Genomic DNA, 26756 nt, shown 5'->3' on the forward strand with positions numbered 1-26756 from the left:
GGAGTGCGCCGCAGACTCCGATGATGCCTCACCGGAGCCTCTCCTACTTTGCCTCAACATTACCTTCTCGTGAAAGATCATAATCTCGCCAAGCATCCCTTTGATGACGCAAAGTCGCGGGTCGTGAGGGTGCGCGCGCGAGGGTTGTGCGGGGAGCAGTCGCGGCAGCCCATGGCCAATGCTTTACCTTCAAGGGTGAAGGCCGTTGCTCCGGATGCCTCGGTTGCTTTGGTTAAGGCGGCCGTCCTGGTTGTGTGTTCGAATTCGAGGGCGGCGGTGGCAGAGGCGGTACGCCGATGGCGTTACGTCAGTGGCCGTAGAAGATTCGGTCGCTGTTCTCGCTCATCACCCGGGCGTTCCAGAGCGTCCCGCCGTCGACGTTGCCCGAACGCAGGAGCGGGGGCTCGATGCCGCGCCCGGCGAGTTCGCCCGCGGCGGCGGCCATCATCGCCTGCATCAGGGCGCTGGTGACCACCGTGGAGGCGGGAGCGAACGGCGCGTCGATGCCGTCGGCCGTCAGTTCCGCGTCGCCGACGGCTATCCCGTTGTCCAGGACGATGTCGCAGTGGTCCTTGAGGAACGTCCCGGTGCGGTTGCGGGGGGTCGTCCGCGTCGCGTACGCCACGGACGTGACCCCGATGACCTTCAGGCCCTTCTCCCGCGCGTGCGACGCCATCTCGACGGGCAGTGCGTTGCGCCCGGAGAGGGAGACGACCACGAGGACGTCGCCCGCGGCGGCGGGACTCGTGTCGAGCACCGTGCTCGCCAGTCCCTCGACCCGCTCCAGCGCGGAGCCCAGGGTGGCCGGGCGCACGTCCACGCCCACCATGCCGGGGACGGCGAGCAGGTTCATCACGGCGAAGCCGCCGGCGCGGTACACCACGTCCTGCGCGGCGAGCGAGGAGTGTCCGGCGCCGAAGGCGAAGAGGCGGCCCCCGGCGGCCACGGTGTCGGCGATGGCCGAGCCGGCCTTCGCCACGGCCTCGGACTGGCCGTCCCGCGCGCGGCGCAGCAGGCCGATCGCGGCGTCGAAGAACTGCTCGGCCGGCTTGCTCTCGTTCAGCGGCTTGCTCTCGCTCATCGGGATCCTTCGGGAAGAGACGGGGCGCGCGGGAGTGCGCGGGGCGGACGGGAGCGCGCCCGGGCGACGCGCGGGGTGGTGTCCGGGCCCGCCCGGTCACCGACGGGTGCCGGCGAGTACCGCGGGTGACCGGCTCGGGACCGTCCCGTGTCGTGTCCCGCGTCCGCCGGTGTCCGCTCGTGCCCGCTCGCGCCCCCCGTTGCCGGGCTGTGCCGCGGATCACGTTGAGGTCTGGACCATTGCCCTGTCAATGCCATGCCAATGACCCGCCGGTGCCGCGCGGCCGGGGTGGCGGCAGGACGGGAACCGACTGCGGCACGGCACGGTTGTCGGTGCTATGCGTCAGAATTGAGTCAGGGCCAGCGCACGATTTATCGAGGGGCACGTATGTCCGGACTGATCGACACGACGGAGATGTACCTCCGCACCATCCTTGAGCTGGAAGAGGAAGGTGTGGTCCCGATGCGCGCCCGGATCGCGGAGCGGCTCGACCAGAGCGGCCCGACGGTCAGCCAGACCGTCGCCCGCATGGAGCGGGACGGCCTGGTGCAGGTCGCGGGCGACCGTCATCTGGAGCTGACGGAGGAAGGGCGCCGGCTCGCGACGCGCGTGATGCGCAAGCACCGGCTCGCCGAGTGCCTCCTGGTCGATGTGATCGGCCTGGAGTGGGAGCAGGTGCACGCCGAGGCGTGCCGCTGGGAGCACGTGATGAGCGAGGCGGTGGAGCGGCGGGTGCTGGAGTTGCTGCGCCATCCGACGGAGTCGCCGTACGGCAATCCGATCCCGGGCCTCGCCGAGCTGGGCGAGAAGGGCGAGGTCGACCCGTTCCTCGACGCGGGCATGGTGAGCCTGGCGGAGCTGGACCCGGGCAGTGAGGGCAAGACGGTGGTGGTGCGGCGGATCGGTGAGCCGATCCAGACCGACGCCCAGCTGATGTACACGCTGCGGCGCGCGGGCGTGCAGCCGGGCTCCGTGGTGAGTGTGACCGAGTCCGCCGGCGGCGTCCTGGTCGGAAGCAGCGGTGAGGCTGCTGAGCTGGCGTCCGAGGTGGCGTCGCACGTCTTCGTGGCCAAGCGCTGACAACCGGCCTCCGGCCCCGGAGGCAGGCGCTGACACCGGTCTCCGGGGCCGTTACGGCCGTCTGTCCCCGGGCCGTGTCATCGCCGTCGCCGGGCCGGCCCTTAGCCGTGTTGTTGCCTCCTGGCCGTGTCACGCGTGTCGGGCGCACGGTGGCCGAGGCGGAATCCGGTCCGAAGGGCAGCGGACGGGGCGGATCACATGGGAGGCTGTGGCAGGGGCATATGACCTGAAGGGGTGTCGGCTGGGCCCCTGAAACCGTGGCCGGGGAGGGAGCGGGGTATGCGCCGGGGGGTGAGCGCACGCCGACCGGTCCGTGGCCCGGGCCGTGTCTCGGGAGTCCCGCCCTTCGGGCGGACGGCGCCGCTTCCGGAACACGGCCTCGACACGGGCGCCCACGGCTGCCGCGTGAAGGAGTGTGCTCCCGGCTGCCGAGCCTGCGGGCCCTGCCGCCTCTCCCGCTCACGGCTGCCGCGCGCCTGCGGCTCCGGTGCCTCGAGGCACCGGAGCCCGCCCTCCCCCGCGCTGACCCGGAGCCCCGAGCTCTCAAGGCCATCCCCTTCGGGCCGTCATCCCCGAGCGGCCCGCCTCCCGCAGAAGATCTCCCCCGGGCGACGTCCGGCAATCCTTGACCGTGGTCACTCGAACGAGCGGTGTTGCCGCTCGTCTCCCCATGTTCGAATGTGAGTTCGATAGTCTGGCGGAGTTGGACGCCCCTGGGCCACAGCTGTATCCGACTCGACCACTCAGAAAGGGGTGCCGGGACAGATGGTGCAGCGCATCGATGTCACCGGAGCGGATGGCATACGCCTTGCCGCCTGGGAGTATGCCGACCCGCCCAAGCGGCGCGGGGACGCGGGACGGGACGAGGAGCCCGCCCGGACCTCCGGCGTCCTGCTCCTCCACGGGCTCATGGGCCGCGCCTCGCACTGGGCGTCCACGGCACGCTGGCTCGCCGCCCGGCACCGCGCGGTCGCGCTCGACCAGCGGGGGCACGGCAGGAGCGAGAAACCCCCGGAGGGCCCCTACACGCGCGAGGCGTACATGGCGGACGCCGAGGCCGCGATAGAGCAGCTCGGGCTGGCGCCCGTGACGTTGATCGGCCACGCCATGGGCGCGCTCACGGCCTGGCAGCTCGCCGCGAGACGGCCCGACCTGGTGCGCGCCCTGGTGATCTGCGACATGCGCGCCTCCGCGCTGGGCGCGGCGTCCCAGCGCGAGTGGGAGGACTGGTACCGCTCCTGGCCGGTGCCCTTCGCGACGCTCGCGGACGTCAGGAAGTGGTTCGGGGAGGACGACCCCTGGGTCGAGCGGCCCAGCCCGTCGCGCGGCGAGTTCTTCGCCGAGGTGATGACCGAGGGCGCGGACGGCTGGCGTCCGGTCTTCTCCCGGCGCCAGATGCTCATCACCAGGGAGACCTGGGTCTACGAGGCCCACTGGGAAGAGCTGGCGCATGTGGAGTGCCCCACGCTGGTGGTGCGTGGCCTGGACGGCGAACTGGGGCGCGCGGAGGCCACGGAGATGGTCAGGGTGCTGCCGCGCGGCCAGTACGCGGAGGTCACGGACGCGGGGCACCTGGTGCACTACGACCAGCCGGAGGCGTGGCGCGCGGTGATCGAACCGTTCCTGGACGGCGTGCCGGCCTCGTGAGGCGCGTTGGCCTGTGGGGCGCGGGGACCAGGGCCGGTCGTGGTGAGGGCGCGTCCAAGTCCCGGCCCCGCCCCTCCTCACCACGATCGGCCCCCTCCGGTACGGCCCCTCCGGTACGGTCTCAGCCCTTGCTGACCGCCGTCAGGATCTCCGGGAGACGCGCCGCCGCCTGCGGGGCCGCCAGGCGGAGGCCGACGGCCGCGACCAGGACCCCGTACGCCGTACCCAGCGGCAGCAGGATCCAGGTCGGGCCGTCAGCGCTCGCGACATGGAGCCAGATCGTCAGCGCGATCACCGGCGCGCACAGCAGGGCCGCGCCCAGCATGCCGCCGAAGATGGAGATCCAGGCGAGCCCGGCCTGGCCCGGAGCCACGTTCTTGTAGCCGCTGTCCTGCGGTATCGAATACGGGAAGCGGACCGAGGCCACCGCCCCCGTCGCCAGCATCGCGCCCAGCAGCGCGAAGGAGAGGCCGAGCGCTTCCGGCAGCGCGCGCCAGTTGTCCAGCAGGGCGGCGGTGGCGACCGTGACCAGCGCCGAGTACGGCAGCGTGATCAGCGACAGGGCCAGTGCCCGCGCCCGCAGTTCCAGGTAGGCGTCCCGCGGTGAGGAGATGGTCATCGCCACCATCCAGAAGGCGGAGGTGTCCTGACCGAACTGGTTGTACATCTGGATGCCCAGCATCCCCGCCGCGAAGCACGCGAAGTAGATCGTGCCCCTGCCCTGGAGGGCGTTGAACAGCGGCACGATCAACCCGATGGCCAGCGCGGTGATCCAGGCAGCCTTCGTCTTCGGATCGCGCCAGACGTAGCGCAGCGCGCGCCGCATCACCGTGCCCGTACGTCCCTCGGGCAACAGCCGTTCCAGGGCGGGAGTGCTTTCCTTACGGGCCGGTTCGCCGGCCGCGAGCGTCGAGCTGTCCGGCGCCGTCATCAGCCTCACCAGTGACCGCCGCCAGTAACGCAGCAGTACGGCCAAGGCGGCCACGGACAGCAGCAGTTGCCCGGCGGCACGCCCGTAGGCGCCCTCGCTCGCCGAGGCCACGGCGCCCGTCGCCGCGGCGGGCGGCAGCCACCGTACGACCGCCGCCACCGGGTCCAGGGCGGCGAGCCCGCCGGCCTCGCCGAGGCGCTGTGCGCCGAAGTTGACGACCTGGACGCCCACGGCGATCACCAGGCCGCTCAGCACCGCCAGATCGCGGCCCTTGCGCGAGGTCAGCAGCCGGATGTTGGCCGTCGCCACCACCCGCGCCAGCGTCACGCAGAGCAGCAGCGCCAGCGGTACGGCCACCACCGCGACGGCCGTGCCCGCCGCGCCGCGCGCCGTCGCCGCCGCCGAACCCACCAGCAGGCAGAGCGCGAACAGCGGACCGATCCCCACCAGCGACGCCGCCAGCAGCGCCCCCGTCAACGGGTGCGGGCGCAGCGGCAGCATCACCAGCCGGGTGGGGTCCAGCGTCTCGTCGCCGCCGGGGAAGAACAGCGGCATCACCGCCCAGCCGAGGGCGAGTACGGCCGTCAGCAGCACGGTCAGCGTGCCGACGTGCGCGGTCCCGCGCAGCAGCACCAGCCCGAGCAGCTGCGCGGCGGCGACGAGCAGGGCGAGGACGCCGGAGGCGATGTAGGCGGCGGTGCGGCCCGTGGACTGCCGCAGCCCGTTGCGCAGGAGGGAGAGCTTGAGCGGCACGAGAACGGAGGCGGCGGAAGCCATGGAGGCGCGGGGGGCGGTACGGGCGACGGTGCCGGTACCGACCGGGGAAGTGCCGGTACCGACCGGGGAAGTGCCGGTACCGACCGGGGAAGTGCCGGTTCGGTCCGGGGAGGTGCCGGTTCGGTCGGGGGAGGTGCCGGTACGGACGGAGGAGGCCGCACCGGCGAGGGGCGCCCCCGCGCCCGCCCCGGGTCCGGGGCCTCCCGTGGGCTGCCCCGAAGCGTCTGCCGCCCCCGGGACCCGGGCCGGTTCGTCGTCCCCGGACCGGTGTGCGGCGCGCGTCATCGCGCACCTCCCAGCCAGTCCAGCGACCCGCTTCTGTCCAGTCCCCGCGCGCCGACCAGTTCCAGGAACGCGTCCTGGAGCGACGGTGCGTCGGACCGTACCTCCGCGAGCGTGCCCTGCGCGCGGATGCGGCCCGCCACCATGACCGCGACCCAGTCGCACAGCGACTCCACCAGTTCCATCACGTGGCTGGAGAAGACGACCGTCGCGCCCGAGCCCGTGTAGCGCTCCAGCACACTCCGGATGGTCTGCGCCGAGACCGGATCGACGCCTTCGAACGGCTCGTCCAGGAAGAGTACTTCGGGGTTGTGCAGCAGCGCCGCCGCCAGCCCGATCTTCTTGCGCATACCGGTCGAGTAGTCGATGACGAGCTTGTGCTGGGCGCCCGCCAGGTCCAGTACGTCGAGGAGTTGGGTGGCCCGCTTGTCGACCTCGGCACCCGGCAGGCCCCGCAACCGTCCCGTATAGCCGAGGAGTTCGCGCCCCGAGAGCCGGTCGAAGAGACGCAGCCCCTCCGGCAGGACGCCGATGCGTGCCTTCACCTCGACGGGGTCGCGCCACACGTCGTGGCCCGCGACCGTCACGCGTCCCCCGTCGGGCCTGAGCAGCCCGGTCACCATGGACAGCGTCGTGGTCTTCCCCGCGCCGTTCGGGCCGACCAGGCCGATGAAGCGGCCCGCCGGCAGCGCGAGGTCGATGCCCGCGACGGCGATCTGTTCGCCGAAGCGCTTCCACAGCCCCTCCACGCGCACGGCGGGCGGCGCCGTCGGCGCACCACCCGCCCCGTCGTCGTCCCGTGCCCCGTCGTCCCGCATACGTGCCGGGGCGCCGGTTCCTTCCGGTGCCCGGTCCGGTGTGTGGTCCCGTGCCTGCTCCGGCATGAGCGCTGCCTTTCGGTGTCCTGTGAGAGTCCCGCGTGCCCGCCGTCCCGCGTGCCCGCCGGCCCGCGCTCGCCGTTCCCCCGGCCACCGCCGCGCCGGATGTCCGCGCTCGTCGCGAGCCCGCTCACGAACACGGTGGGCGGGCCACGGGCCGCCGTCGGTCCACCCTACGTACGACGGGGCGGGCGGGCCCGCTCCCGTGTCCGTTCCGCCGCGGCCTCCCGGCCGCACGCGTACGCCAGCGCGCCGATCAGGTCCTCCGTGTCCGGCAGCCAGCGGTTCGCCGTCGTCGGCCTGCGCGCCCACTGCACCGCCCCGCGGCCACCGATCCGGGTCGGCGGGGCCGCGACGTAGTCCCCCTCGCCCCGGGCGCGCAGGTCGAGCGAGTGCGGCGGCCAGCCCAGCCCCCGTACCAGGTCGTCCAGTTTCGGCCCGGCGCCCGGCAGCACGAAGAACAGCATCCTCCGGTGCGGTGTGCAGGTCACCGGGCCGGGCGTCACCTTCAGCCGGTCCATCCTGGCCAGTGCCAGACAGCCCGCGGACTCCGAGACCTCCAGCGCGTCGAACGCGCGCCCCGTCGGAAGCAGGACCGATGCCGTGGGCCGCGACGCCCAGAGCCTGCGCGCCCCCACCGCGCTCCCCGTCGCCTGTGCCGCCCAGTCCGCCCCCGCCGCGTGCGCCCCCGGCGCGGGGCAGTCGGCGCTGCCGCAGGAGCACCGCTCCGCACCGCCCAGGACCTCCAGCCAGGTGCCGGGGAACACGTCCCAGTGCCGCTCCCGCGCGTACCGCACCGCGCTGTCCAGCAGCTGGTCACCGCGTTGTTGGGGGATCCGCCCGGTCCGGTCCGCGGGCGGTCGGGCGATCCGTGCCTCACCCGTGACTCCGATGCTCTCTTCCACGGCATTCACAACTCCCCGTACCACCCCGGGTTACGGGCGCACGGCGACGCGCCGTGGCGCATCGACCCTGCATACGGGGCGCATGGAGGCATGGGCGGGGGCGCGCGGGAAGGGGTGTGGCGGAAGGGGGGTAGCCACCCCCGGGGGTCCGACAACATATGGGCAGCACGTGGGCAGCGCGCGGCCGAGGCAGGCCGCGGCTTCCGACTGATCGGTCCAGCCTCTTAGTTCAATCATCGAATATTTCCGTCATCGCCGAACATGTGCATGCAATATGCGCATTCTCCGCGTATTCGCCGGGCAGTGATCACTGAGTCGATCACCGCGGTCACAGGGGGTTCCAATTGGCAGCCAGGCCACTCGTCGCGCGTCAGCCGAACGAACGGCTCCAGGCGCTCATCCAGGAAGCCGGTTGCTCCAACGCCGGGCTCGCCCGACGGGTCAACATGGTGGGGGCGGAGCGCGGGCTGGACCTGCGCTACGACAAGACCTCGGTCGCGCGCTGGCTGCGCGGCCAGCAGCCGCGCGGCCGGGCGCCGGGCATCATCGCCGAGGCGTTGGGCAGGAAGTTGGGACGTACGGTCACGATCGACGAGATCGGCATGGCCAACGGCAAGAACCTGGCCTCGGGCGTGGGGCTGCAGTTCTCGCCGACCGTCCTGGGCGCGATCGAGCAGGTCTGTGAGCTGTGGCGCAGCGACGTGGGGCGCCGCGACTTCCTGTCCGGGTCGGCGGTGGCGTCCTCGGCGCTCGTCGAGCCCAGCAGGGACTGGCTGATCACCGGCGCGGACACGGCTGTGGCGCGCAACACGGGCGCCCGGGTGGGGGATTCGGACGTCGACGCCGTACGGGCCATGACGAGCGCGCTCATCGAGCTGGACCACCGGTTCGGCAGCGGCCACGTCCGCCCGGTCGTGGTGCACTACCTGAACAGCGTGGTCTCGGCGCTGCTGTCCGGCTCGTACCGCGAATCGGTCGGACGCCGGCTGTTCGGGGCGGTCTCCCGGCTGACCGAGCTGGCCGGCTACATGGCCGTCGACACGGGCCAGCCCGGCCTCGCCCAGCGCTACTACATCCAGGCGCTGCGGCTGGCCCAGGCGGCGGGCGACCGGGGGTACGGCGGGTATGTTCTGGCCGCGTCGATGAGCCATCTGGCCGCCCAGCTCGGCAACCCCCGGGAGATCGCGCAGCTCGCCCGGGCGGCCCAGGAGGGCGCGCGCGGACACGTGCCGCCGCGCGCGCAGGCCATGTTCCTCGCCGCCGAGGCGCGGGGACACGCGCTGATGGGCGATGCCCGTACCTGCGAGACGGCCATCGGCCGCGCGGTCACCGCGCTGGATCGCGCGGGAGAGGCGGCGGGGGAGGGGGCCGCCGGGGGCGCGGGAGGATCCGTCGGGGGTTCCGGCGGAGGGCCCGGCGCGGGGTCCGGGACGGGGGCCGGGACGGGGGCCGGGACGGACGATCCCGACTGGATCGCCCATTTCGGTCACGCCTACCTCGCGGACGAGCTGGCGCACTGCTACCGCGACCTGGGCCGCCCGGACGAGGCGGCCAAGCACGCCCAGGACTCGCTGGACGGCCATCCGGAGTCCCGGGCGCGGCGGCGGGCGATCGGGCTGGTCCTGCTGGCCACGGCGCAGGTGCAGCAGCGCGAGGTGGAGCAGGCGTGCCACACGGGCACCCGGGCGGTCGAACTGCTCGGGACATTGCGCTCCAGCCGGGGGGCGGAGTATCTGGAGGACCTCCAGCAGCGGCTGGAGCCGTACGGGAGCGAGCCGGCGGTACGGGAGTTCGGGGCGCGGCTGGAGATCCAGGCGGCGTGAAGGGCGGGGCGCCGGGGGCACCCGGCGCGCCGGGTGCCGAGCTGTCCGGGGCGCCGGATCCGGGGCGCCGGATCCGGCGGCCGGTCCGGGCCGTGGGCTTCGGGGGATGACCGGTGGGTGTGCGGGGGACGTGAGGAGACGGTGACGGCCGTGTGCGAATGAACGGTCAAGTTCCGGATGTCCCGGGCGATTTCATGCCAGGTGACGAGGTTCACCGGGACCGATTCGTTACCGGATCGACGTGCGTGGCAGAGCGCTCGATTCACCCGGTAGCGTGAGCCGACGATTCGGTTAGTCCACACGTTCCACACGTAGGAGTCCCGGTGACGCACAGCGGACAGAGGGATGAGCCGCAGCAACCGGCCGCTCGGATCACGTACGAAGGCATCGTGCTGCCGAGCGACGGCAGCGGGCCCTGGATCCCCGGCTCGACCGCGGACCAGGACCCGCCCGCGCGCTCGTCCGCGCCCGCGCCCGCTTCCGCGCCCCCGGCCGCGCCGATGCCCGATTCCGCGCCGCTGCCCGGACCGGTGGGCGGTGAGCAGTGGGGGCAGCCCTGGGACGCGCAGGACGGTCAGGGCGGGCAGGGCGGTTACGGCCAGACGGTGCCGCAGCCGTACGGCGGGCAGCAGCAGATACCGCCGCAGCCGCCCCAGCAACCGCAGCCGCAGGCGTACGGGGAACCTCAGCCGTACGGGCAGCCCCAGGCGTATGGGGAGCCCCAGCCGTACGGGGAGCCCCAGCCGTACGGGCAGCCCCAGGCGTACGGGCAGCCCCAGAGGCAGGGGCAGCCGTACGGATCTCCGCAGGGGGACCTGCCTCACGGTGGCGGTTCGTACGGTGCCCCGCTGCCTCCGCCGGCGCAGGGCCTGCCGCTGCCCGCGGAGACCCCGCCCGTGCCGGGCGTGGAGGACGCCACGCAGTACCTGCCGCCCGTGGCCGCCACCTCGGACTCGGACGCCACGCAGTTCATCGCACCGGTGCCGCAGGCGCCCGGCCCCGTCGGGCCCGGCGTGCTGCCGCCGGAGAGCGGTGCGGAGGCCACGCAGATAATGCGGCCGCCGCAGGTCCCCGAGGCGCCGGCGCCGATGCCGCCGCATCAGGGCGCTGATTCGGAAGCCACGCAGTTCCTCCCGCCGGTCGCCGCGCCCGAGCGGCCCGCCGCCGCACCGTACGACGTACGTCCAGGGGCGCCGGAGGACCGGCAGCCGCCCCCGGAGTTCGACAATCTCTTCCGAGCGGAGGGCGGCGGGGCGCAGGGGGCGGACATGACGCAGCCGCTGCCGCCGTACGGCGCGGGTGGTCCCGCCGCGCCGGGACCGGGCGCGGCCAGGGGCGCCTCCCCCTCCCGGGCGCAGCCTCAGCCGCGCGCCCAGCCCTCGCACGCCCAGCCTCCGCACGCGCAGCGGCACGCCCAGCCGCCGGGACCGGTCCCGACGCCCTCGCCGGCGCCGGAGAGACGGGCATCCCGCGGGCGTGGCGACGCCCGCCGCGGCTCCTCCAAGGTGCCGGTGGTCGCGGCCGTCGTCATCGGCTGCGCGGTGCTCGGCCTGGGCGCGGGCGCGCTGATGAACGGCGGGGACGGGAAGTCGGCGCAGAACGAGAAACAGACGCTGACGGCCGAGAGCTCACCCACCGCCCCCGCGACCACCGAACCCCCCGCCGACCCGGCGCAGCCGCAGGCCGAGGCGCTCGACAAGCTGCTCGCGGACAGCAACAACAGCCGGTCGACGGTGATCAACGCTGTCGAGTCCATCAAGTCCTGCGAGAACCTGGACAAGGCGGCGACCGACCTGCACGGGGCGGCGGAGCAGCGCCGTGACCTGGTGGCCCGTCTGAAGGACCTCAGTGTCGACAAGCTCCCCGACCACGCCGAACTGACGTCGTCGCTCAACGAGGCGTGGGAGGCGTCGGCTTCGGCGGACGACCACTACGCGCAGTGGGCCAAGCAGGCCAAGAGCAAGAAGGTCTGCAAGGGCGGGCACGCGAAGGCGACGAAGGAAGCGGCGAAGGGGAACAAGGCGAGCGGGGAGGCGACGGCGGCGAAGCAGAAGGCGTCGCAGCTGTGGAACGCGGTGGCGACGAAGTACGGGCTGACGCCGCGTAAGCCGACGCAGCTGTAGCGGTGGGGCGGGGCGGGGGCGGTGACAGGGCGAGGCGGGTCGCCGGCCTCACCCCAGCGTTCCGCTCACGTTCACAAAGCCCCGGCGCTGCGCCACCAGCCGTCCCTCGCGTACCACCTGGAACGTCACGTCCGCGTTCACGATCCGCGGGAAGCCCGGCACGCCCAGCATGTCCTCGTAGCGCCACCGCAGGCGCGGGGTGAGCCCGCCCGTGTCGACGCTCACGCCGTGGTCCAGCGCGTCCACGAGCTTGCCGGCCGTGATCTCGTCGCCGTCGATCGACTCGATGACCGCCCTCAGCGCCGTGTACGCGATCCAGGTGGTCTGCACCCCCGGGTCCGCCGGATCGATGGCGTCGTCGCCGAACGCGTACGTGTCGATCACCTTCCGCATCGGCTGCCACGCCGGGTCGCTCGCCACCGGGTACCAGCCCGTGAGGTACGCGCCCTCGAACGGGCCGTCCTTGCCGCCCGTGCGGTTGATCAGGCTCTGGCCCACGCTGCCGAGGACCGACGAGATGCGGATGTCCCGGGCGTCCTCGGGCAGCCGGCGGTAGGAGTCGAAGAACGTTTCCGTGCGTTCGCCGAGCACGGCCGTGACGCAGCCGCCGTCGCCCGCGCGCTCGCGCGCCCGCTCGGCGACGCGGGTGTAGTCCGTCGCGTCCTCCGCCGCCCGGAGGTCCGCGGCCGGGGCCCGGCGGCCCTTCGCCAGGCCGGAGTCGATCAGGTCCGGCAGGTCGTCGCCGCTGATGGTGTCGGGCCGTACGAGCGCGGTCCCGTCGCAGTCACGCGAGAGCTGGCGGCCGTTGCCGGCCATGAGCGCGGCCTGGCCGCCGTTGACGGGGTAGGAGAGGAAGCTGTTGAACTCCTCGTCGGTGATGCCGTATCCCCCCAGGAAGGGGACCGACGCCGCCTCCAGGGGCGCCATGAACTCGCGGCCGTGCTGGCTGTAGGACCCGACGACGGCGACCGCGTTCTCCTTGGCGGCCCGCCGCGCGCAGTCCGCCGCCGCCCCTCCGTCGTTGCGCTCGTTGCAGGTCAGGACGCGCAGTTCGTGGCCGTTGATGCCGCCGGACGCGTTGACCCAGCGCGCGTACGCCTTGGCCATGGCCGGCATGCCCGGCATGTTCGTGGCGTTGGTGCCGATCGGGGCCCAGGTCATGACGGTGACGGGATCCCCGCCGCCACCTGCCACGCCCGGGAGGATTCCGCAGCCCGTGACGAGCGTCGCTCCCGCCACTGCCGAACAGAGGACCCGTATCGCACGCCCCGCGACGGGACGGAGAAGGGAGAAGCGTCGCCAACCGGTCATAGTCATGCACGCTTCCGTCCGCCGGGTAACTGTGCGGCGAGACGATGTCGACGGTTGGTGACGTCGAGGTGAATTACGGGGGTCCGCCGGATCCCTCCCGGACGGTCCGTAGAGTTTTCGATCGTGCAGCAAGGTACCGAGAACTCTTCCCGCCGTGGCCGCCGCTCCTCCACCATGGGCGGCATGCCGCTGACAGACATGCCGTGGTGGCGCTGGCGCAGCAACGTGCGCTCGGCGCTGCACATGCTTTCCGATCCCGTCTTCCACCAGGACTACTGGCTGGCCGGCCTGGAGGGGTACGGCGACGTGACCGACGCCGTCTACCGGCTCGTCGAGGACACCTGGCTGGACAACTGGTCGGCCGAGAAGTACGTCGGCACGATATTCCGCGACGCGACGGAGGCCGCGCTGGTCGACACCGCCGTGCTGCGCGTGCTGCGGATCATGCACCAGGCCGGCGCGGACGCGCCCGTCTCCGCGTACCTGGAGCACCCGGGCTGGCCGGAGGCGGTGCAGGCGGCCCGGGAGGCGCACGTGCGGCTGGCGCTGAGCGACGGCGACGACCCGGACGTGCTGCCCGTGTCACTGGACGTGCTGCGGATCATGACCAGGACCGCCTGACCAGGACCGCCTGACCAGGACCGCCTGACCGGGGCGCGTGACCGGAACGCCGGACCAGGCGGACCAGGTGGACGGGGCGCGGGCGGGGCGCGGACGGGTTCGCCGGATGTGGGATCCTTTGAGGTCATGAGCACCGCCCCGCAGCCGGCCCCGTCGCCCGCTTCCGCCGCCGCCTCCGGTCAGTACGTCCTGACCCTGTCCTGCCCGGACAAGCAGGGCATCGTGCACGCCGTGTCGAGTTACCTCTTCATGACCGGTTGCAACATCGAGGACAGCCAGCAGTTCGGCGACCACGACACGGGCCTGTTCTTCATGCGGGTGCACTTCTCCGCGGACGCGCCGGCCACCGTGGAGAAGCTGCGCGCCAGCTTCACCGCCGTCGGCGACTCCTTCCAGATGGACTGGGCGATCCACCGCGCGGACGAGCGGATGCGGGTCCTGCTGATGGTCAGCAAGTTCGGTCACTGCCTGAACGACCTGCTGTTCCGGGCGAGCACCGGCGCGCTGCCGGTGGAGATCGCCGCCGTCGTCTCCAACCACACGGACTTCGCCGAACTCGTCGCCTCCTACGACATCCCCTTCCACCACATCCCGGTGACCAAGGACACCAAGGCGGCGGCCGAGGCGGAGCTGCTGGAACTGGTGCGCGCCGAGCGCGTGGAGCTGGTGGTCCTGGCCCGCTACATGCAGGTGATCTCCGACGATCTGTGCAAGGAGCTCAACGGCCGGATCATCAACATCCACCACTCGTTCCTGCCGAGCTTCAAGGGCGCGAAGCCGTACCACCAGGCGCACGCGCGGGGCGTCAAGCTGATCGGCGCGACCGCGCACTACGTGACGGCCGACCTGGACGAGGGCCCGATCATCGAGCAGGAGGTCGAGCGCGTCGGCCACCAGGTCACCCCGGAACAACTCGTCGCCGTCGGACGGGACGTGGAGTGCCAGGCGCTGGCGCGCGCCGTCAAGTGGCACGCGGAGCACCGGATCCTGCTCAACGGTCACCGCACGGTCGTCTTCGGCTGACCCGGCTCGACCGGCCGGAGGCGTCTTCGGCCGACTGGTCGGCAGGCGCGTACGGCAGACGTGCCGCACCCGGCGTTCGGTCCGCACCCGGTGTTCGGGCCGGACCCGGCGTTCGGGCCGGACCCGCACGCCCGCCCGGCGGCTGTCCGGTCACCTGTCGACCGCCGTCACAGCCGGCTCATCGCCGCCGCCGCGTACAGCACGTCCCGGATCGCCTCCCGGTCGCCGTCCTGCCCCGCCGCCGCTTCCTCCGGCGGGATGTGACCGGCCACCAACTGGCAGAACTCGACCCCGTCCAGCGCGACCTCGGCCACGGACCGTTCGCGGCAGCCCATGGCGGCCGGTGAGTCCAGGGCGACGAACCACTCGCCGCCGCCGGGGCCCTCGACGTCCAGCCGTAGGCTCCGGCCCGGTGAGCCGGCGGCGACCAGGTCGCGGGCCGGGCCGGCCAGGCCGCCTCGGCGGCGGGCGGCGAGCGCGGACGGGAGCAGCCGGACCGCCAGGTCGATCATGCGGTGCAGATGGGCGCCGCAGGGCGGGGCGTACGGGTAGTGCACGGCCTCCGCGATGTCCGAGCCGTGGATCCAGCACTCGAAGGCGCGGTCGAGCAGCGCGTCGCGCAGGGGCAGGGCGAAGTGGTCCCCGTACGACACCGACAGGTCCGCGACGCCCCGGCCCGCGAAGGACACCGTGCGGATGAGGGTGTGGCTCTGGTCGCGCCACGGTCCGTGCACGGCGCGGGTGGGCGGTTCCGTCGTGGCACCCCAGTAGATCTCCGTCCGCTCGGTGGGGTCGGCCGGGGCGTCGGCGCCCAGCGGGTCGTCCAGCCCGAGCGCGCCGACGACCAGGCCGTCGACGGTCATCAGATGGCCGATGACCCCGGCGACGGTCGTCCTGCGGCGGGCCGACCGCTCCTCCTGGAACCACTTCAGCCGCACGGGCGCGTGCCACTCCGCGTCGCCGAAGTCCCGCAACAGCGCGTCCAGCCGCGCGGCCTCGGCGTCGTACGGAGCGGCCCAGTCAGGGACGGGCACGCGCGCCGGCCGGCGGCCGAGGCAGCTCTCCAGCACCCGGGCGCGCAGCATCGGGTCGAGGTCCAGCGTCCGTTCGCTGTGCAGCAGCCCCACGGCGTCGCGCAGCCGGAGCGCCTCGTCCGCGCAGGCGCCGCACTCGGTGAGATGCGCCTCGACCAGGGCGGTCTCCTCGGCCGAACAGGCGGAGAGGGCCCAGGCACCCAGGAGCGACGCGAGCACTTTGTGCGTCAGAGGCGGTGTCGGTTGTGGTGCTGGTGTGGGCGGGGATACGGGCGTGGACGTCGCTTCCGCCTCGGCCGGGCGCGGGGAGTCCGGGGAACCGTCCGGTACGCGGCCTTCACGCGGGCCGCCGTCCAACGGGCCCGTCACAGCGGGTGTCCGTTCCCCGGCGGCCGGGCACCGTCCACTGCCCGGGTGTTGGCCGTGGACAGGAGCTGCAGGCCGAGCCGCAGGCGGCGGCGCGCCTCGTCCTCCGTGACGCCGAGGTCCTCGGCGGCCTGCCGGTAGTTCCTGCGCTGGACGTACGCCAACTCCAGCGCGTTCCAGAGCGGCGCGGGCATCGACCGCATGATGTAGTCGGCGCGGGCCGCCGCCGCGGCTTGCAGGATCTTCCCCTCCAGCTCCTCCTCCGTGCCCTCGCCCGTCGCCTCGTACGCCTTCGCCTCCGCCTGCCGCAGGTGCCGCACCGCGGTCCGCCGTGTGAGTTTGGCCACCCAGGCGCGCAGGGAGCCCTGTTTCGGGTCGTAGGTGTCCGGGTGCTCCCAGACGTGGCCGAAGACCTCGCGCGTGACCCGGTCCGCGGCCTCGTCGTCGTCCAGGACGCGCTGGGCGAGGCCGTGCACCAAGGACGCGAAGCGGTCGTACAGCTCACCGAGCGCCGCCGCCTCGCCCCGTGCCAGCCGCTGCTGCATCCTGCGGTCCCAGCGGGGAGGTGTGTCCTTCGCCATACGACCCCCAGCCCTGCCCTGCCCTGTCGAAGCCCGCCGTCACTTCGAATGTAGTGGGAGGCGCAGATCGCGCACGCCCCTTTACGGCAAAGTGCGCCCCTCCCGCGGCCGGGTGCGGTACGGGGCCCTCTGCCGTCGCGCGTGTCGCTCATTTAGTTTCGTGGGAGGGCAGTGGGGCAGGGGCGGATGAGGAAGGACGTCTTCCGGATCAGCCGCTTCCACAGCCTCTTCCGGATCACCCCGAGGAAAGGCCAGGCGCGTGACGCTCAAGGTGGACGAGTCCGAGCAGGGCTCGTGGACCGTGCTGCACATCACAGGCGAACTGGACCTGGTGACCACGCCCGAGGTACGGCAGCGGGTCCACGACGCCGTCGCCGCGGGCCGGCGTGAACTGGTGCTGGACCTCTCCCGGGTGTTCTTCTGCGACTCGAGCGGGGTCGGTGTACTGATCGCGTCCCGTCGGCTGCTGCACTCCTGCCGAGGCCGGCTCCGCCTGATCCTGCCCGCCAGCGGCTCCGAGGACGGCTCGCACGTCAACCGTGTCCTCGCGGCTCTCGGTGTCCGCCGTCTGTTCGAGGTGTATCCCGATGTCTCCACGGCCGTCGACGACCGGGCCCAGCCGCTCTCCGCGTAACGGAACACGGACCGGGGCCCCGTCGTCGTACGCTCCCGCCATGGACAGCGCAGAATACGAGGGCAAGATCGCCTCCCGCTTCGCCGCCTTCGACCAGGACGGCAGTGGCTACATCGACCGTGAGGACTTCAGCGGGGCGGCGGCGGCACTGCTCGCCGAGTTCGGCACGACGGCCCGCTCCGACAAGGGGCAGGCGCTCTACAGCGGGGCCGAGGCGTTCTGGCAGGGCATGGCCGGGATCGCGGACGTGGACGGGGACCAGCGGGTCAGCAGGCAGGAGTTCGTCACCGGCGCGGTCAAGCGGCTGCGCGACAACCCGCGGCGGTTCGCCGAGATCGCCCGTCCGTTCCTGCACGCGCTGATCGCGATCGTCGACGAGGACGGCGCGGGCGTCACCCCGAAGGCCGCCGAACGCGCGCTGCGGGTCCTCGGCGTGGCACCGGAGTCCGCCGCGGCGGCCGCCTCGTGGCTGGACGGTGACGGTGACGGCCGGATCCACGAGGAGGAGATCCTGGCGGGCTTCGCCGCGTATTACGTGACGCCCGAGCCCTGACCGGCCCCTGCCGGCTCTGACCGGCACCTTGGGGCCCTGGTCGGCCCCTGCCGGCCCTGGCGGGCACCGGCCACTTCCGCTTCCGGTATCCGTTTCGGGCTCCAGGTTCGGCTCCCGCTCCCGCTCCGGCTCTGGTTCGGTCTTCGCCGACGGGGCGTTGTCGCGCGAGGACGACCACGCCGAAGGCCCCGGCCTCGACGTCCTGTTGTGTCACTCTCCGTGGTGTCGAGGCCGGTGCCCGGCCGATACCGGGTTGTGTCCTTACGCGGGCCGTCACACCCCGGAGTCGTGCCCCGCCTCCGGTACGCTCCGTCGGGTGCGGATGGCTCGGATGCGCGACGGTCGCGGTGTTGCCGGTACGGCGGCGCCGGTGGTCCGGATGCGCGCCGTTCGCGCCGTACTGGGGCGCTCGACGCGTTCCTGTTCGACTCCCCGCAGCGTGCGTCGCACAGTATGCGCTACGCGTACTCCTTCGCGCTGGAATATGCCCGAAGCGCTTGTTGCGGTGACTGTACGTCAACCATGCTCTCTCGCAAGGGAGTCACGTTGCGTGACGCCTTGTCGAGGACCCTGTCGAGGCGCAAGGCGATGTGTCCGCCGGTTCGGATGGTGTGAGCGGTGCAGGTGCTTCAGGTTCAGCTGGAGGTCGGACCGGACCCCGCGGAGGTGGGACGGGCCCGTAGATGGGCCCGGTCCCGGCTGGCCGGTTCGGGGATTTCGGGGATGGAGAGTGACGAGCCGCTGGCCGAGACGCTGATCCTGCTGATTTCGGAGCTGGTCACCAACGCCGTGGTGCACACCGGCTGTCCGGCCGTCCTGCGGGTGCTCTTCGGCCCCGGCGCGGCCGAGGCGGGCACGGTACGGGTCGAGGTCGCCGACGCCAGCGCCAGCCCGCCGGAGCCGCGCCACGCGCGGAGCGAGGAAACGGGCGGCCGGGGCCTGGAGCTGGTGGACGGACTCGCGGACCGCTGGGGCTGGCAGCCGGAAGGGGTCGGAAAACGCATCTGGTGCGAGGTCGACACGAGCGCGCCGGGGGGCGCGGCGGAAGCATGTGGGCCGGCCGGCCATGAGCCGTCGTGCGCGGTGCCGCGTACCGCGTGACGCGGCCCGGGACGAGTGCGTGTTGACGGGTTCACTCGGTCTGATCAATCTGGGATGAGCGATGCGCCGCGAGGGGACGTCGAGGGCGGAGCGGCGGGCGGCGTGCGGCAGTGCGCGTGCGGACCACGGTCTTCGCCGTCCTCGGCGAGAGCGTGTCGCGGCCGGCGCCGGCGCCCGCCCCCGGATCCTGGATCCCGGGGGCCGGGTGGTGGCCCGGCGCCCACCGGTTCACCCGGTTCGCCGGCTCACCGTCGCATGCTCGTACGGCCGACGTCCGCGAGGTCCGCGTCCCCGCGGCCGGGGAACGAACCGTCCGCGCCCGCGGGGTCCGTGCGCGTGCCGTTCGTGCCCGTACGGTCCGAGGGCGAGCCCGTGCGGAAGGTCCTGCGGTAGACCGTCGGCGGGACGCCCAGCACCGACTGGAGGTGCTGGCGCAACGACTGCGCCGTGCCGAACCCCGCGTCCCGTGCCACCTGGTCCATCGACAGATCGGTCGACTCCAGCAGCTGCCGCGCCCGTTCGACCCGTTGACGTACCAGCCACTGCCCCGGGCTGAGCCCCGCCTCCTCCCGGAAGCGGCGCGTGAACGTCCGCACCGACATCGACTCACGCACCACCCTGGACGGTACTGCCCCGCCCTCTGTCGAACACTCCGGTTCCGGCCCCCTTGACCAGCGCTGTCCGGCAGAGTGGAGGTCGTGCAACCCGGCGCAACGTGCTCGACAGGGAGGGACACCATGGCCTTACGGTTCGTCGGTAAAGATCCCGAGTCCGGAGATCACGGCTCACCCGCTGTGTGGGTGGACCAGGAGTCGAAGGATCTTGTGATTCAAGGGTGGACGGCAGACGAGCAGACCACAGGGGAGAGCTCGCGGGATGTGCCGATCCCCGGGCACGAGTCGGTGATCAGGGTTCCGAAGCGGATGATCCCGCTTTTCAGGGAGGCGCTCCGTGTCGCAGAGTCTGACTGACTTCTCTGACCTCATCAGGTCGGTGCGGGAGTCAGCCGTGCACCTTGAGATGCGCGACGCGTACGGCGTCGAGAACGAAGTCGAAGGCTTCGCCGCATGGAAGCGAGGGCGGCGGCTCGACCCGGAGGACCGGGGTTCGTGGTGGCGCCCTTGGCTCGACCTCGTCCAAGAGGTCACGGCCAAGGGTGTGGTCATCCGACGTGCCCGCATCGTCTCGGAGCCGGTCAGCGATTACATCGCCTTCGAGCACTCGGGAACCTTCACGAACGTGGCGGCCGGAGAGCAGATCCGTTGGCTGCCCCGTCGCAGCGCCTCGGACCTTGCCCTGCCGGGCAACGACTTCTGGTTGTTCGACGGCCGCCTTGTCCAGTTCAACGTCTTCGACGGCGTCGGCCGGTGGGTCCACACTGACCAGACGGAAGAGCCTGCCGTAGTTGATCTGTGCGCGTCGGCGTTCGAAGCGGTGTGGGAGCGAGCCGTCCCACACGCGAAGTACGCCGTCTGATTCCTGACCGGTCAGCTTATGCCTTCCTCTCCGCTTTCCAGCGCCCAAGCGGCACGAGGCGCTGTGGCTGCCCGCTTGCAGGGCCTCATGCGAGACGCCGGCCTGACAGGGCATGAGCTGGCCGCTCGGTGTGGCTGGCACAAGTCGAAGTCATCCCGGATCGCACGGGGCAAGACGCCACCGTCGGACGCTGACATCCGTGCCTGGTGCGCTGCCTGCGGGGCCGACGATCACGCGGCCGATCTGATCGCTGCGTCCCGGAACGCAGAGACGATGTACGTCGAGTGGCGGCAGATCCACCGCGACGGGATGCGGCGCGTCCATGAGCAGACCGTCCCGCTGTACCAGCGGACCCGCTCCTTTCGCGTCTACGCCTCGAACGTCATGCCGGGGATGCTCCAGACACCCGGCTACGCTACTGGACTTCTACGGTCCATCACGGCCTTCCAGGGGACACCGGACGACGTGGCCGACGCCGTGCAGGCTCGAACCCAACGGTCCCGCGTGATCCGGGAGGGGAACCATCGGTTCGCCCTGGTGCTCGAAGAGACGGTTCTCTACTACCGGGTGAGCGACGATGCCGCGATGGCGGGCCAGCTTGAGCATGTGCTCTCGGTGATGGGGCAGCCGAACGTATCGCTCGGCATCATCCCGGCAAGGGCCCGCCGTACCGTCTGGCCGCTCGAAGCCTTCTACGCCTTCGACGATCGACAGGTGGCGGTGGAGACCCTCACCGCAGAGATCAACCTGACCACGCCCGGCGAGATCCGTACGTACCTCCGAGCCTTCTCCGACCTGTCCCGGTCCGCCGTGCGCGGAGCCGAAGCTCGCGCCCTGATCATGAAGGCTCTCGCCTCCCTCGGGTGAATCCGTGCAACCGCGTGCAACCGCGTGGCCCCCTCACAACCCGGCTCCCTACGGTCTGTTCATCGACCTCGGAGGCGACAGGGAGGGCGCGACGGTGACGAGGACAGAACCCACGCGGTGGCAGGAAGTACCGGTAGAGCTGCCCATCCGGGAGGAGCGCCCTGCGCCTCGTCCGGTACCCGGCTGCCCCGAGTGCACGCGGCTCGGCCAGCTCCGGAAGGCAGCGCGGATGGAGCGCGACAGCACCACGGTTGCTGACTGCAACATTCTGCTTCGGATGCACGGGACCGGCCACTGATGGACATGCGGACGTGGAGGGAAACCAGGTCTCAGGCAACGGACGCGACGGCGTCCGTACGCGCGGCACTGGCTGCACTCGGGGTTCCCGAGTCCGCGTGGAGCGGCGTCCGCCCCATAGTGACCCACAGCGGACAGTCATACGCCCAACTGGGGATGATCCGGGCTGATGCGATTGAGCAGATCTCAGAGGCGCTGCGGGCGCCCTCCGCTCCCTGAGCCCCACTCCAAGACTTCCGTCCACTACGGACGGAGGACGGCCCTCTCTGGGCCGTCGGCAGATCAGGAAGGACGCAACGATGACCGACCTGTACGGGCTCCCTATCGGGGGAGCCGAGTTCTCGAAGGCGTGCGGCGGCAATACCCACCCGGACGGCGAAGCGTGCGTGACCCTCGCGAAGATCGGGCCGGACGCGTGGGCCATGGGCGACAGCAAGCGTCCGGATGCCGAGCCGCTGCGCTTCACCACGGCCGAGCTGGACGCGGCGGGGATCGACCCCGCCCGCTTCGACCTCTCCGCCTGATCCACGGCACCACCTGAACTGACGGCCCTGCCCTCACGCCGAGGGACGGGGCCGTCGTCATCTTTCGGAACGGAGCAGCGGTGCACCACCATGGTTACGCATGGGCCGGGGAGAAAAAGACGTTCGACCGGGAGAGCGTCCGCAGACCGCCCGGACAAGCCCCGACCGCGAGCAGCGAGAAGGAGGTACTCGACCGGTACCGAGAAGCCGTGGCCGTGTTCCCGACGACCGACGTGCCCCCGATCCAGACGGCGCACTGGCTGATGAAACCGCCCTCGATGATCCGAGGGACATGGGAGGAGCCCACGGAGGCCGGCGAGTGGCTGGGCCTCCAACTCGCGGAGTTCGCGCCCCGCTTCGCCTCTGAGCAGGATCGGGAAGTGACCAGACTGGTTCTTCTGGTGAAGGGCGCGGTCGAGCGGCTGACGTGGGGCGGAGACGTGTCCCTCGGCCACTACCTGAGGGGAACTGTCTTCCACTCCCTCGCCCTTGTGACGTGCTCGCCGAACCGCGCTACTCCCGATCTGCTCTGTCCCGCCCGGTAGGCCCGCGCGTGACAGCGGCCCCTACGTGATGCCGGGGGCCTGTGTGCGCCTGTCCAGGAACGAATCTGCCGACGGGGGTACGGTCAACGGGTGAGCGGAGTCTGCCGGGAGACTGTCGAGCAACAGGCATACGTCACGCGCTTCCTGCTCGACTACACCGCGGTTCCCCTGGCCGGGGCCGCCTTCCTGCGCGGCGTCCTCCCGACGCCGGACGCGGTCCGGGTCGTGACCGGCGCCGCCGACGCGGTGGCCCCGCGAGAGCTGACCGTCTTCGAGATCCCGCTGTCGGACGAGGACGACGAGCCGGTCACCGCTCCGCTGGTGCTGGGCTGGACACGCACCCTGGTATCCGGCGCTCACCCCCGCACCGACGCGTTCGTCATGGGCATGCCCCTGGCCGCAGTGGACACCGCTGTCCTCGAAGCGGCCGGACCGACCCGTGACGACCAGGTGTTGCGCGTGCTGCGCACGCTGGCCTGGCCATTCGTCGAGACTCCGCCGAGCCCCGCCCTCTGCGGATTCCTCTTCACCGGACAGGCCAGCATGCGGCTCTACCTCGCCACCGAGAGGGCCGACGGCCTGATCGCGGCCGACGTGCGGCTCACCGGCGGGCTGACCGCGCTGCTGGCTGCCCTGCCCTCACTCATCGGCGAGGAGGAACGGTGGGTGACGGACATGTCCGATCGCCACTGCGTCCACGTGGCGGACCTCACCACCTGGTAGGGCCGGCCACGGCGCTTCCGACGCCGGTCCGGGCCCGCCACGGCGGGGCCGGGACGGAGCGAGGTCCGCCATGGAACGGGACCACATGACAGATGTCATGCGAACCCGTGACAGGCCGCACTGCCACCCGCCCCGTGTCGGCGGGAGGGTGGCCGGTGATGCGTGAAGAATTCCCCGCGCGGCGGCCGGCCCGACGGCCCTCGGGGTGCGGTGGTGGTTCCGCCGGGGCCCGCGCCATTGGGTACAACGGACTCGTGACGAGTGAGCTTTGGATCACGAACGTGAACTACTGGGTGGAACGACTCGGCGGTCCGGACGGGCCCGGCCGGTACCGCCGGTACGCACTCGGCACCCTGGTGTGCTTCGCCCTCGTCGAAGCCGGACTGTGGGCGCTCTGGCTGGCGCAGACGGATATCGACGCGCCCGCGCTGACATCCGTCGCCGTACTGTGCGTGGCTCATGTCGCGGCCCAGGTGCCGCTCATGCGCGCCGGCCTGCGCCACTACCTCGGCCTCGGCCCCCGGCCCGACCGGCTCGTCGCGCTGTACACGACCGTGACGGTGGCCATGGCGGTCCTGGGATGGGTGCTGCTGGGTACCGGCCGCATCGACGGCCCGACCCTGGCGCCCTACCTGGTCTGGCTGTTGATGTTCTACGCCGGCCCTCCCGGGCTGGCACTGCCGCGCCGCGCGGCAGCGACGCTGGTCGTGGTGGTCTCGCTCTGCGTCACGGGAGGCACCATGGTGGCGGGGCTCTCCGGGACGACACTGGCGCTCGTGATCGGCTCCGCCGTGTTCATGGCACCGTTCATGGCCATGGCGGTCCGGGCCACCGGCTGGGGCGTCCGGCTGATCGAGGAACTGGCCGCGGCACGGCAGACGCAGGCACGCCTCGCCGTGGCGGAGGAGCGGCTGCGCTTCGGCCGTGACCTGCACGACGTACTGGGCCGCAACCTCGCGGTCGTGGCGCTCAAGAGCGAGCTCGCGGTCCAACTGGCGCGGCGGGGACGGCCGGAGGCGGTGGACCAGATGATCGAGGTGCAGCGCATCGCGCAGGACTCGCAGCGCGAGATCCGGTCGGTGGTACGCGGCTACCGCACCGCCGACCTGCACACCGAACTCGTCGGGGCGCGATCCGTGCTGGAGGCGGCCGGCATCGCCTGCCGCATCGAGGACGGCCCGGCGGCCCGGCTCCCCGCCGACATCCAGGCCGCGCTCGGGTGGGTGGTGCGCGAGGCGACGACGAACGTGCTCCGCCACGCGCAGAGCGCCTCGCGCTGCGACGTCCGGCTGCGTACCGCCGGCCCGGGGGCGGTGCTGCTGGCGGTGGAGAACGACGGCGCGCCCGAGGCCCAAGGGGGTGCGGGCACCGGCCTGTCCGGGCTGAAGGAGCGCCTGTCCGAGCTGGGCGGCACACTGGCCACGGAACGGCGTCCCGGTGGAGTCTTCCACCTGACCGCGCGCGTCCCGTGGGAGGAGAGCGCGTGACCGGGGCCCGCCGGCGGACGGCGTGACCGGGACCCGTCGGCGGGAGGGCGTGACCGGGGCCCGTCGGCGGACGGCGGTCAGGCCGCCGGCGACTTCGCTATGCGCCTGCCTATGCGCCGCGCGTCGATCGCCATTTCGCGGAGCATGCCGCTGATCGGGTTCGTGAAGCCCGTGAAGTACAGGCCCGGCGCCCCCTTGGGGCTGCGGGCGCCGTGGACCACGGGCCGGCCGCGCGCGTCCAGGACGCCGAGGTCGCCCACCAGGCCCTCCAGCGCGCGTACGTACCCCGTCGCCGCGATGACGACGTCCGGGGAGACGCGGCTGCCGTCCGTGAGGACGACCTTGTCGTGCTCGAAGGACTCGACCGCCGCCACCGGTTCGACCAGCCCCTTGCGCACGGCGTCGAGCAGCCCCACGTCCTGCACCGGGATCGCGCCCTGGCGGGCCCGGGTGTACAGGCCCGTCCGCGGGCGCGGCAGGCCCTGGGCGGCGAGGTTCGGGAGGGAGATCCGGCACAGGACCGCCGCCGCCGGGTCGACCAGCCAGGCCGGCAGGCGGCGGATCAGGATGGCCGTCGACTGCGCCGGCCAGCCCGCCGTCGTGCGGCGCACGATGTGCGGCACGGTCCTGATGGCCAGGCGCACCCGTGCCGCGCCCCCCTCGACCAGGTCGACGGCGATCTCCGCGCCCGTGTTGCCGACGCCGACGACGAGCACGTCCTTGCCCGCGTACGGCCCGGCGTCGCGGTAGCCGCTCGCGTGCAGCAGTTCGCCGCCGTACGACGCGCGGCCGGGCCAGTCGGGCAGCCGCGGGGTGTGGTTGAAGCCGGTGGCCACGACCACCGCGCGGCACCGCAACCGCCGTCCGCCGGTGGCGTGCAGCAGCCAGCCGGGGCCGTCCGGAGCGCGTTCCACGCGGGTCACCTCCACACCCGTGACGACGTCAAGACCGTGGTGCAGCGCGTACTTCTCCAGGTAGCGCACCACGTCGGCGCGGGCCACCCAACGGCCGAAGGAGCGCGGCATCCTCAGCCCGGGCAGCGCGGACCCGCGGCGGGTGGTGTGCAGTCGCAGACGCGCGTAGTGGCGCCGCCAGGACGCCCCGACGGCGTCCGACTTCTCCAGGACGACGGTGCGTACGCCTCGTCGTCGCAGGACGGCGGCCACGGCGAGCCCGCCGGGGCCGGCCCCTATGACGTAGACGGGAAGGTCGTGCGCGGGAGAGGGATCGGCGGCCATGAGAGCCGAGCGTAATCGGCGCTTCACTTGTTGGGGCCCGGTCAAGAAGGAAAAAGGTTGCGAAAGGATCACGCCCTACGGCCACAGCAACTCCTTTGCCCAGCCGTCCCCTTCACGGCGGTAGCGCAGCCGGACGTGCTGCCTGCGCGCGTCGCCCTGGAAGAACTCGACCTCGTACGGCACGAGGACGTACGCCGTCCAGGACGCCGCCTCGGCCGTCGGCTCCCGCTCCGCCCGTTCCCAGGCCGCACGGCTCGCGCGGGCCAGTTCCTCCCGGGAGGCGAGCACCTCGCTCTGGCGGCCCACCAGGGCGGAGGCGAGCGCACCCGTGGAACGGGCGTGCAGATCGGCGCTGCTCTCGCGCGGGCCGCGGGGCACGGCCTCGCCCCTGATCCGTACGGCACGGCCCTGCGCCGCCCAGTAGAAGCCCAGCGCGGCCCGGGGTCGGGCGGCGAGGTGGCGGCCCTTGCGGCTGGTCGCGTGCGAGGCGAAGTGCCAGCCGTGTTCGTCCGCGTCGTGCAGCATCAGGATCCGTACGTCCGGCCCGCCCTCTTCGTCGGCGGTGGCCAGCGTCATCGTGTGCGGTTCGGGCTGGCCCGCCGCCACGGCTTCGGCGAACCACCGGTGGAACAGCGGCAGTGGGGCGGCGGGCGCCGCCGCCGCGTCGAAGGCGGGCAGTTCCGTGTCCCACACCGGCTGGGCGCGCAGGAGCGTGCGGAAGGTCTCCTGCTCGGGCTCGTTCTCGGTCCGGGGCCCGCTGCGGGGCTCGTGCTCGTTCATGGGGCCCATCCTGCGGTGCTCCGTACGGCCGTCGTCCTCGACGACGCGCGGGCCGGAGCGCGGGGGCC

Annotated in this window: 24 protein-coding genes and 1 pseudogene; 15 read left to right on the plus strand and 10 right to left on the minus strand. The window is 72.4% G+C overall.

Annotated features, from left to right (window positions below):
* Positions 1-307: 307 nt before the first annotated feature.
* Positions 308-1063, minus strand: a complete 756-nt coding sequence (locus tag ACU6P3_RS19285; RefSeq protein ID WP_344279505.1) for an SIS domain-containing protein — start codon at positions 1061-1063, stop codon at positions 308-310.
* A 405-nt stretch (positions 1064-1468) separates the two neighbouring features.
* Between ACU6P3_RS19285 and ACU6P3_RS19290 the strand changes: the two genes are divergently transcribed.
* Positions 1469-2161 (plus strand): iron-dependent transcriptional repressor DtxR, encoded by a 693-nt coding sequence (locus ACU6P3_RS19290; RefSeq protein WP_447193386.1) that lies wholly within the window; start codon positions 1469-1471, stop codon positions 2159-2161.
* Positions 2162-2926: 765 nt separating this feature from the next.
* The gene (locus tag ACU6P3_RS19295) at positions 2927-3808 is read left to right on the plus strand and encodes an alpha/beta fold hydrolase (protein ID WP_447193387.1); all 882 of its coding nucleotides are present in this window, start codon (positions 2927-2929) and stop codon (positions 3806-3808) included.
* Positions 3809-3929: 121 nt separating this feature from the next.
* Here the strand turns inward: ACU6P3_RS19295 and ACU6P3_RS19300 are convergent, their stop codons facing one another.
* The 3 genes from ACU6P3_RS19300 to ACU6P3_RS19310 all read right to left on the minus strand — a co-directional run bounded on the left by ACU6P3_RS19300 (position 3930) and on the right by ACU6P3_RS19310 (position 7581).
* Positions 3930-5516 (minus strand): transporter, encoded by a 1587-nt coding sequence (locus tag ACU6P3_RS19300; RefSeq protein WP_447193388.1) that lies wholly within the window; start codon positions 5514-5516, stop codon positions 3930-3932.
* A gap of 281 nt (positions 5517-5797) precedes the next feature.
* On the minus strand, positions 5798-6616 hold the full coding sequence (locus ACU6P3_RS19305) for an ABC transporter ATP-binding protein (RefSeq protein ID WP_447197963.1): 819 nt from the start codon (positions 6614-6616) through the stop codon (positions 5798-5800).
* 233 nt (positions 6617-6849) lie between these two features.
* The gene (locus tag ACU6P3_RS19310; protein WP_447193389.1) at positions 6850-7581 is read right to left on the minus strand and encodes a bifunctional DNA primase/polymerase; all 732 of its coding nucleotides are present in this window, start codon (positions 7579-7581) and stop codon (positions 6850-6852) included.
* Between the two features lie 344 nt (positions 7582-7925).
* Between ACU6P3_RS19310 and ACU6P3_RS19315 the strand changes: the two genes are divergently transcribed.
* A complete protein-coding gene (locus ACU6P3_RS19315; protein ID WP_447193390.1) occupies positions 7926-9404 on the plus strand; it encodes an NsdA family TPR-like regulatory protein in 1479 nt (492 codons plus the stop codon).
* Between the two features lie 323 nt (positions 9405-9727).
* Complete coding sequence (locus tag ACU6P3_RS19320) at positions 9728-11527, plus strand: hypothetical protein (protein WP_447193391.1); 1800 nt, start codon at positions 9728-9730, stop codon at positions 11525-11527.
* 48 nt (positions 11528-11575) lie between these two features.
* On the opposite strand, the gene ACU6P3_RS19325 is transcribed toward ACU6P3_RS19320, so the two are convergent.
* Complete coding sequence (locus ACU6P3_RS19325; RefSeq protein WP_447197964.1) at positions 11576-12838, minus strand: ABC transporter substrate-binding protein; 1263 nt, start codon at positions 12836-12838, stop codon at positions 11576-11578.
* 174 nt (positions 12839-13012) lie between these two features.
* Here ACU6P3_RS19325 and ACU6P3_RS19330 point away from each other — a divergent pair, with 174 nt between their 5' ends.
* Positions 13013-13459, plus strand: coding sequence for an SCO4402 family protein (locus tag ACU6P3_RS19330; RefSeq protein WP_030750638.1), 447 nt, complete (start codon positions 13013-13015; stop codon positions 13457-13459).
* Positions 13460-13585: 126 nt separating this feature from the next.
* Positions 13586-14482, plus strand: a complete 897-nt coding sequence (purU, locus tag ACU6P3_RS19335) for a formyltetrahydrofolate deformylase (protein WP_447193392.1) — start codon at positions 13586-13588, stop codon at positions 14480-14482.
* A 167-nt stretch (positions 14483-14649) separates the two neighbouring features.
* Here purU and ACU6P3_RS19340 read toward each other — a convergent pair whose 3' ends face one another.
* Both ACU6P3_RS19340 and ACU6P3_RS19345 read right to left on the minus strand, forming a co-directional pair.
* Positions 14650-15885: a zf-HC2 domain-containing protein gene (locus ACU6P3_RS19340; protein WP_447193393.1), complete on the minus strand. Its 1236-nt coding sequence runs from the start codon at positions 15883-15885 to the stop codon at positions 14650-14652.
* Positions 15882-16463 (minus strand): RNA polymerase sigma factor, encoded by a 582-nt coding sequence (locus ACU6P3_RS19345; RefSeq protein WP_447193394.1) that lies wholly within the window; start codon positions 16461-16463, stop codon positions 15882-15884. The genes ACU6P3_RS19340 and ACU6P3_RS19345 overlap by 4 nt, the downstream gene beginning before the upstream one ends.
* 259 nt (positions 16464-16722) lie before the next feature.
* Here ACU6P3_RS19345 and ACU6P3_RS19350 point away from each other — a divergent pair, with 259 nt between their 5' ends.
* The 3 genes from ACU6P3_RS19350 to ACU6P3_RS19360 all read left to right on the plus strand — a co-directional run bounded on the left by ACU6P3_RS19350 (position 16723) and on the right by ACU6P3_RS19360 (position 18751).
* Positions 16723-17097: an STAS domain-containing protein gene (locus ACU6P3_RS19350; protein ID WP_030750646.1), complete on the plus strand. Its 375-nt coding sequence runs from the start codon at positions 16723-16725 to the stop codon at positions 17095-17097.
* Positions 17098-17137: 40 nt separating this feature from the next.
* Positions 17138-17650: an EF-hand domain-containing protein gene (locus ACU6P3_RS19355; protein WP_447193395.1), complete on the plus strand. Its 513-nt coding sequence runs from the start codon at positions 17138-17140 to the stop codon at positions 17648-17650.
* A gap of 618 nt (positions 17651-18268) precedes the next feature.
* The gene (locus ACU6P3_RS19360; protein ID WP_447193396.1) at positions 18269-18751 is read left to right on the plus strand and encodes an ATP-binding protein; all 483 of its coding nucleotides are present in this window, start codon (positions 18269-18271) and stop codon (positions 18749-18751) included.
* Positions 18752-18996: 245 nt separating this feature from the next.
* Here ACU6P3_RS19360 and ACU6P3_RS19365 read toward each other — a convergent pair.
* A pseudogene (locus ACU6P3_RS19365) lies at positions 18997-19362 on the minus strand (helix-turn-helix domain-containing protein); the annotation flags it as partial.
* Between the two features lie 340 nt (positions 19363-19702).
* On the opposite strand from ACU6P3_RS19365, the gene ACU6P3_RS19370 reads away from it, so the two are divergent.
* From ACU6P3_RS19370 to ACU6P3_RS19395, 6 genes are all read left to right on the plus strand, one after another.
* Positions 19703-20227 (plus strand): DUF6879 family protein, encoded by a 525-nt coding sequence (locus ACU6P3_RS19370; RefSeq protein ID WP_447193397.1) that lies wholly within the window; start codon positions 19703-19705, stop codon positions 20225-20227.
* A gap of 18 nt (positions 20228-20245) precedes the next feature.
* Positions 20246-21094 (plus strand): helix-turn-helix domain-containing protein, encoded by an 849-nt coding sequence (locus tag ACU6P3_RS19375; RefSeq protein ID WP_447193398.1) that lies wholly within the window; start codon positions 20246-20248, stop codon positions 21092-21094.
* Between the two features lie 596 nt (positions 21095-21690).
* Positions 21691-21915 carry a DUF397 domain-containing protein gene (locus ACU6P3_RS19380; RefSeq protein WP_447193399.1) on the plus strand — a complete coding sequence of 75 codons (225 nt, stop codon included), beginning with the start codon at positions 21691-21693 and terminating at the stop codon, positions 21913-21915.
* 80 nt (positions 21916-21995) lie between these two features.
* A complete protein-coding gene (locus tag ACU6P3_RS19385; protein WP_447193400.1) occupies positions 21996-22460 on the plus strand; it encodes a hypothetical protein in 465 nt (154 codons plus the stop codon).
* A 90-nt stretch (positions 22461-22550) separates the two neighbouring features.
* On the plus strand, positions 22551-23183 hold the full coding sequence (locus ACU6P3_RS19390; RefSeq protein WP_447193401.1) for a hypothetical protein: 633 nt from the start codon (positions 22551-22553) through the stop codon (positions 23181-23183).
* 254 nt (positions 23184-23437) lie between these two features.
* The gene (locus ACU6P3_RS19395; protein WP_447193402.1) at positions 23438-24670 is read left to right on the plus strand and encodes a sensor histidine kinase; all 1233 of its coding nucleotides are present in this window, start codon (positions 23438-23440) and stop codon (positions 24668-24670) included.
* A gap of 77 nt (positions 24671-24747) precedes the next feature.
* Here the strand turns inward: ACU6P3_RS19395 and ACU6P3_RS19400 are convergent, their stop codons facing one another.
* On the minus strand, positions 24748-25908 hold the full coding sequence (locus ACU6P3_RS19400; protein WP_447193403.1) for a flavin-containing monooxygenase: 1161 nt from the start codon (positions 25906-25908) through the stop codon (positions 24748-24750).
* A 75-nt stretch (positions 25909-25983) separates the two neighbouring features.
* Positions 25984-26688, minus strand: a complete 705-nt coding sequence (locus tag ACU6P3_RS19405) for a pyridoxine/pyridoxamine 5'-phosphate oxidase (protein ID WP_447193404.1) — start codon at positions 26686-26688, stop codon at positions 25984-25986.
* Positions 26689-26756: the final 68 nt, after the last annotated feature.

It is taken from the genome of Streptomyces hebeiensis (assembly GCF_052983195.1).

What these genes read in the sequence shown, in the direction of transcription:
- ACU6P3_RS19355 (WP_447193395.1), top strand. Translation starts at nt 17,138, where the DNA reads ATGGACAGCGCAGAATACGAGGGCAAGATCGCCTCCCGCTTCGCCGCC.
- ACU6P3_RS19405 (WP_447193404.1), bottom strand. Translation starts at nt 26,688, where the DNA reads ATGAACGAGCACGAGCCCCGCAGCGGGCCCCGGACCGAGAACGAGCCC.
- purU (WP_447193392.1), top strand. Translation starts at nt 13,586, where the DNA reads ATGAGCACCGCCCCGCAGCCGGCCCCGTCGCCCGCTTCCGCCGCCGCC.
- ACU6P3_RS19295 (WP_447193387.1), top strand. Translation starts at nt 2,927, where the DNA reads ATGGTGCAGCGCATCGATGTCACCGGAGCGGATGGCATACGCCTTGCC.
- ACU6P3_RS19305 (WP_447197963.1), bottom strand. Translation starts at nt 6,616, where the DNA reads ATGCGGGACGACGGGGCACGGGACGACGACGGGGCGGGTGGTGCGCCG.
- ACU6P3_RS19345 (WP_447193394.1), bottom strand. Translation starts at nt 16,463, where the DNA reads ATGGCGAAGGACACACCTCCCCGCTGGGACCGCAGGATGCAGCAGCGG.
- ACU6P3_RS19375 (WP_447193398.1), top strand. Translation starts at nt 20,246, where the DNA reads ATGCCTTCCTCTCCGCTTTCCAGCGCCCAAGCGGCACGAGGCGCTGTG.
- ACU6P3_RS19380 (WP_447193399.1), top strand. Translation starts at nt 21,691, where the DNA reads ATGACCGACCTGTACGGGCTCCCTATCGGGGGAGCCGAGTTCTCGAAG.
- ACU6P3_RS19325 (WP_447197964.1), bottom strand. Translation starts at nt 12,838, where the DNA reads ATGACCGGTTGGCGACGCTTCTCCCTTCTCCGTCCCGTCGCGGGGCGT.
- ACU6P3_RS19330 (WP_030750638.1), top strand. Translation starts at nt 13,013, where the DNA reads ATGGGCGGCATGCCGCTGACAGACATGCCGTGGTGGCGCTGGCGCAGC.
- ACU6P3_RS19290 (WP_447193386.1), top strand. Translation starts at nt 1,469, where the DNA reads ATGTCCGGACTGATCGACACGACGGAGATGTACCTCCGCACCATCCTT.
- ACU6P3_RS19300 (WP_447193388.1), bottom strand. Translation starts at nt 5,516, where the DNA reads ATGGCTTCCGCCGCCTCCGTTCTCGTGCCGCTCAAGCTCTCCCTCCTG.
- ACU6P3_RS19400 (WP_447193403.1), bottom strand. Translation starts at nt 25,908, where the DNA reads ATGGCCGCCGATCCCTCTCCCGCGCACGACCTTCCCGTCTACGTCATA.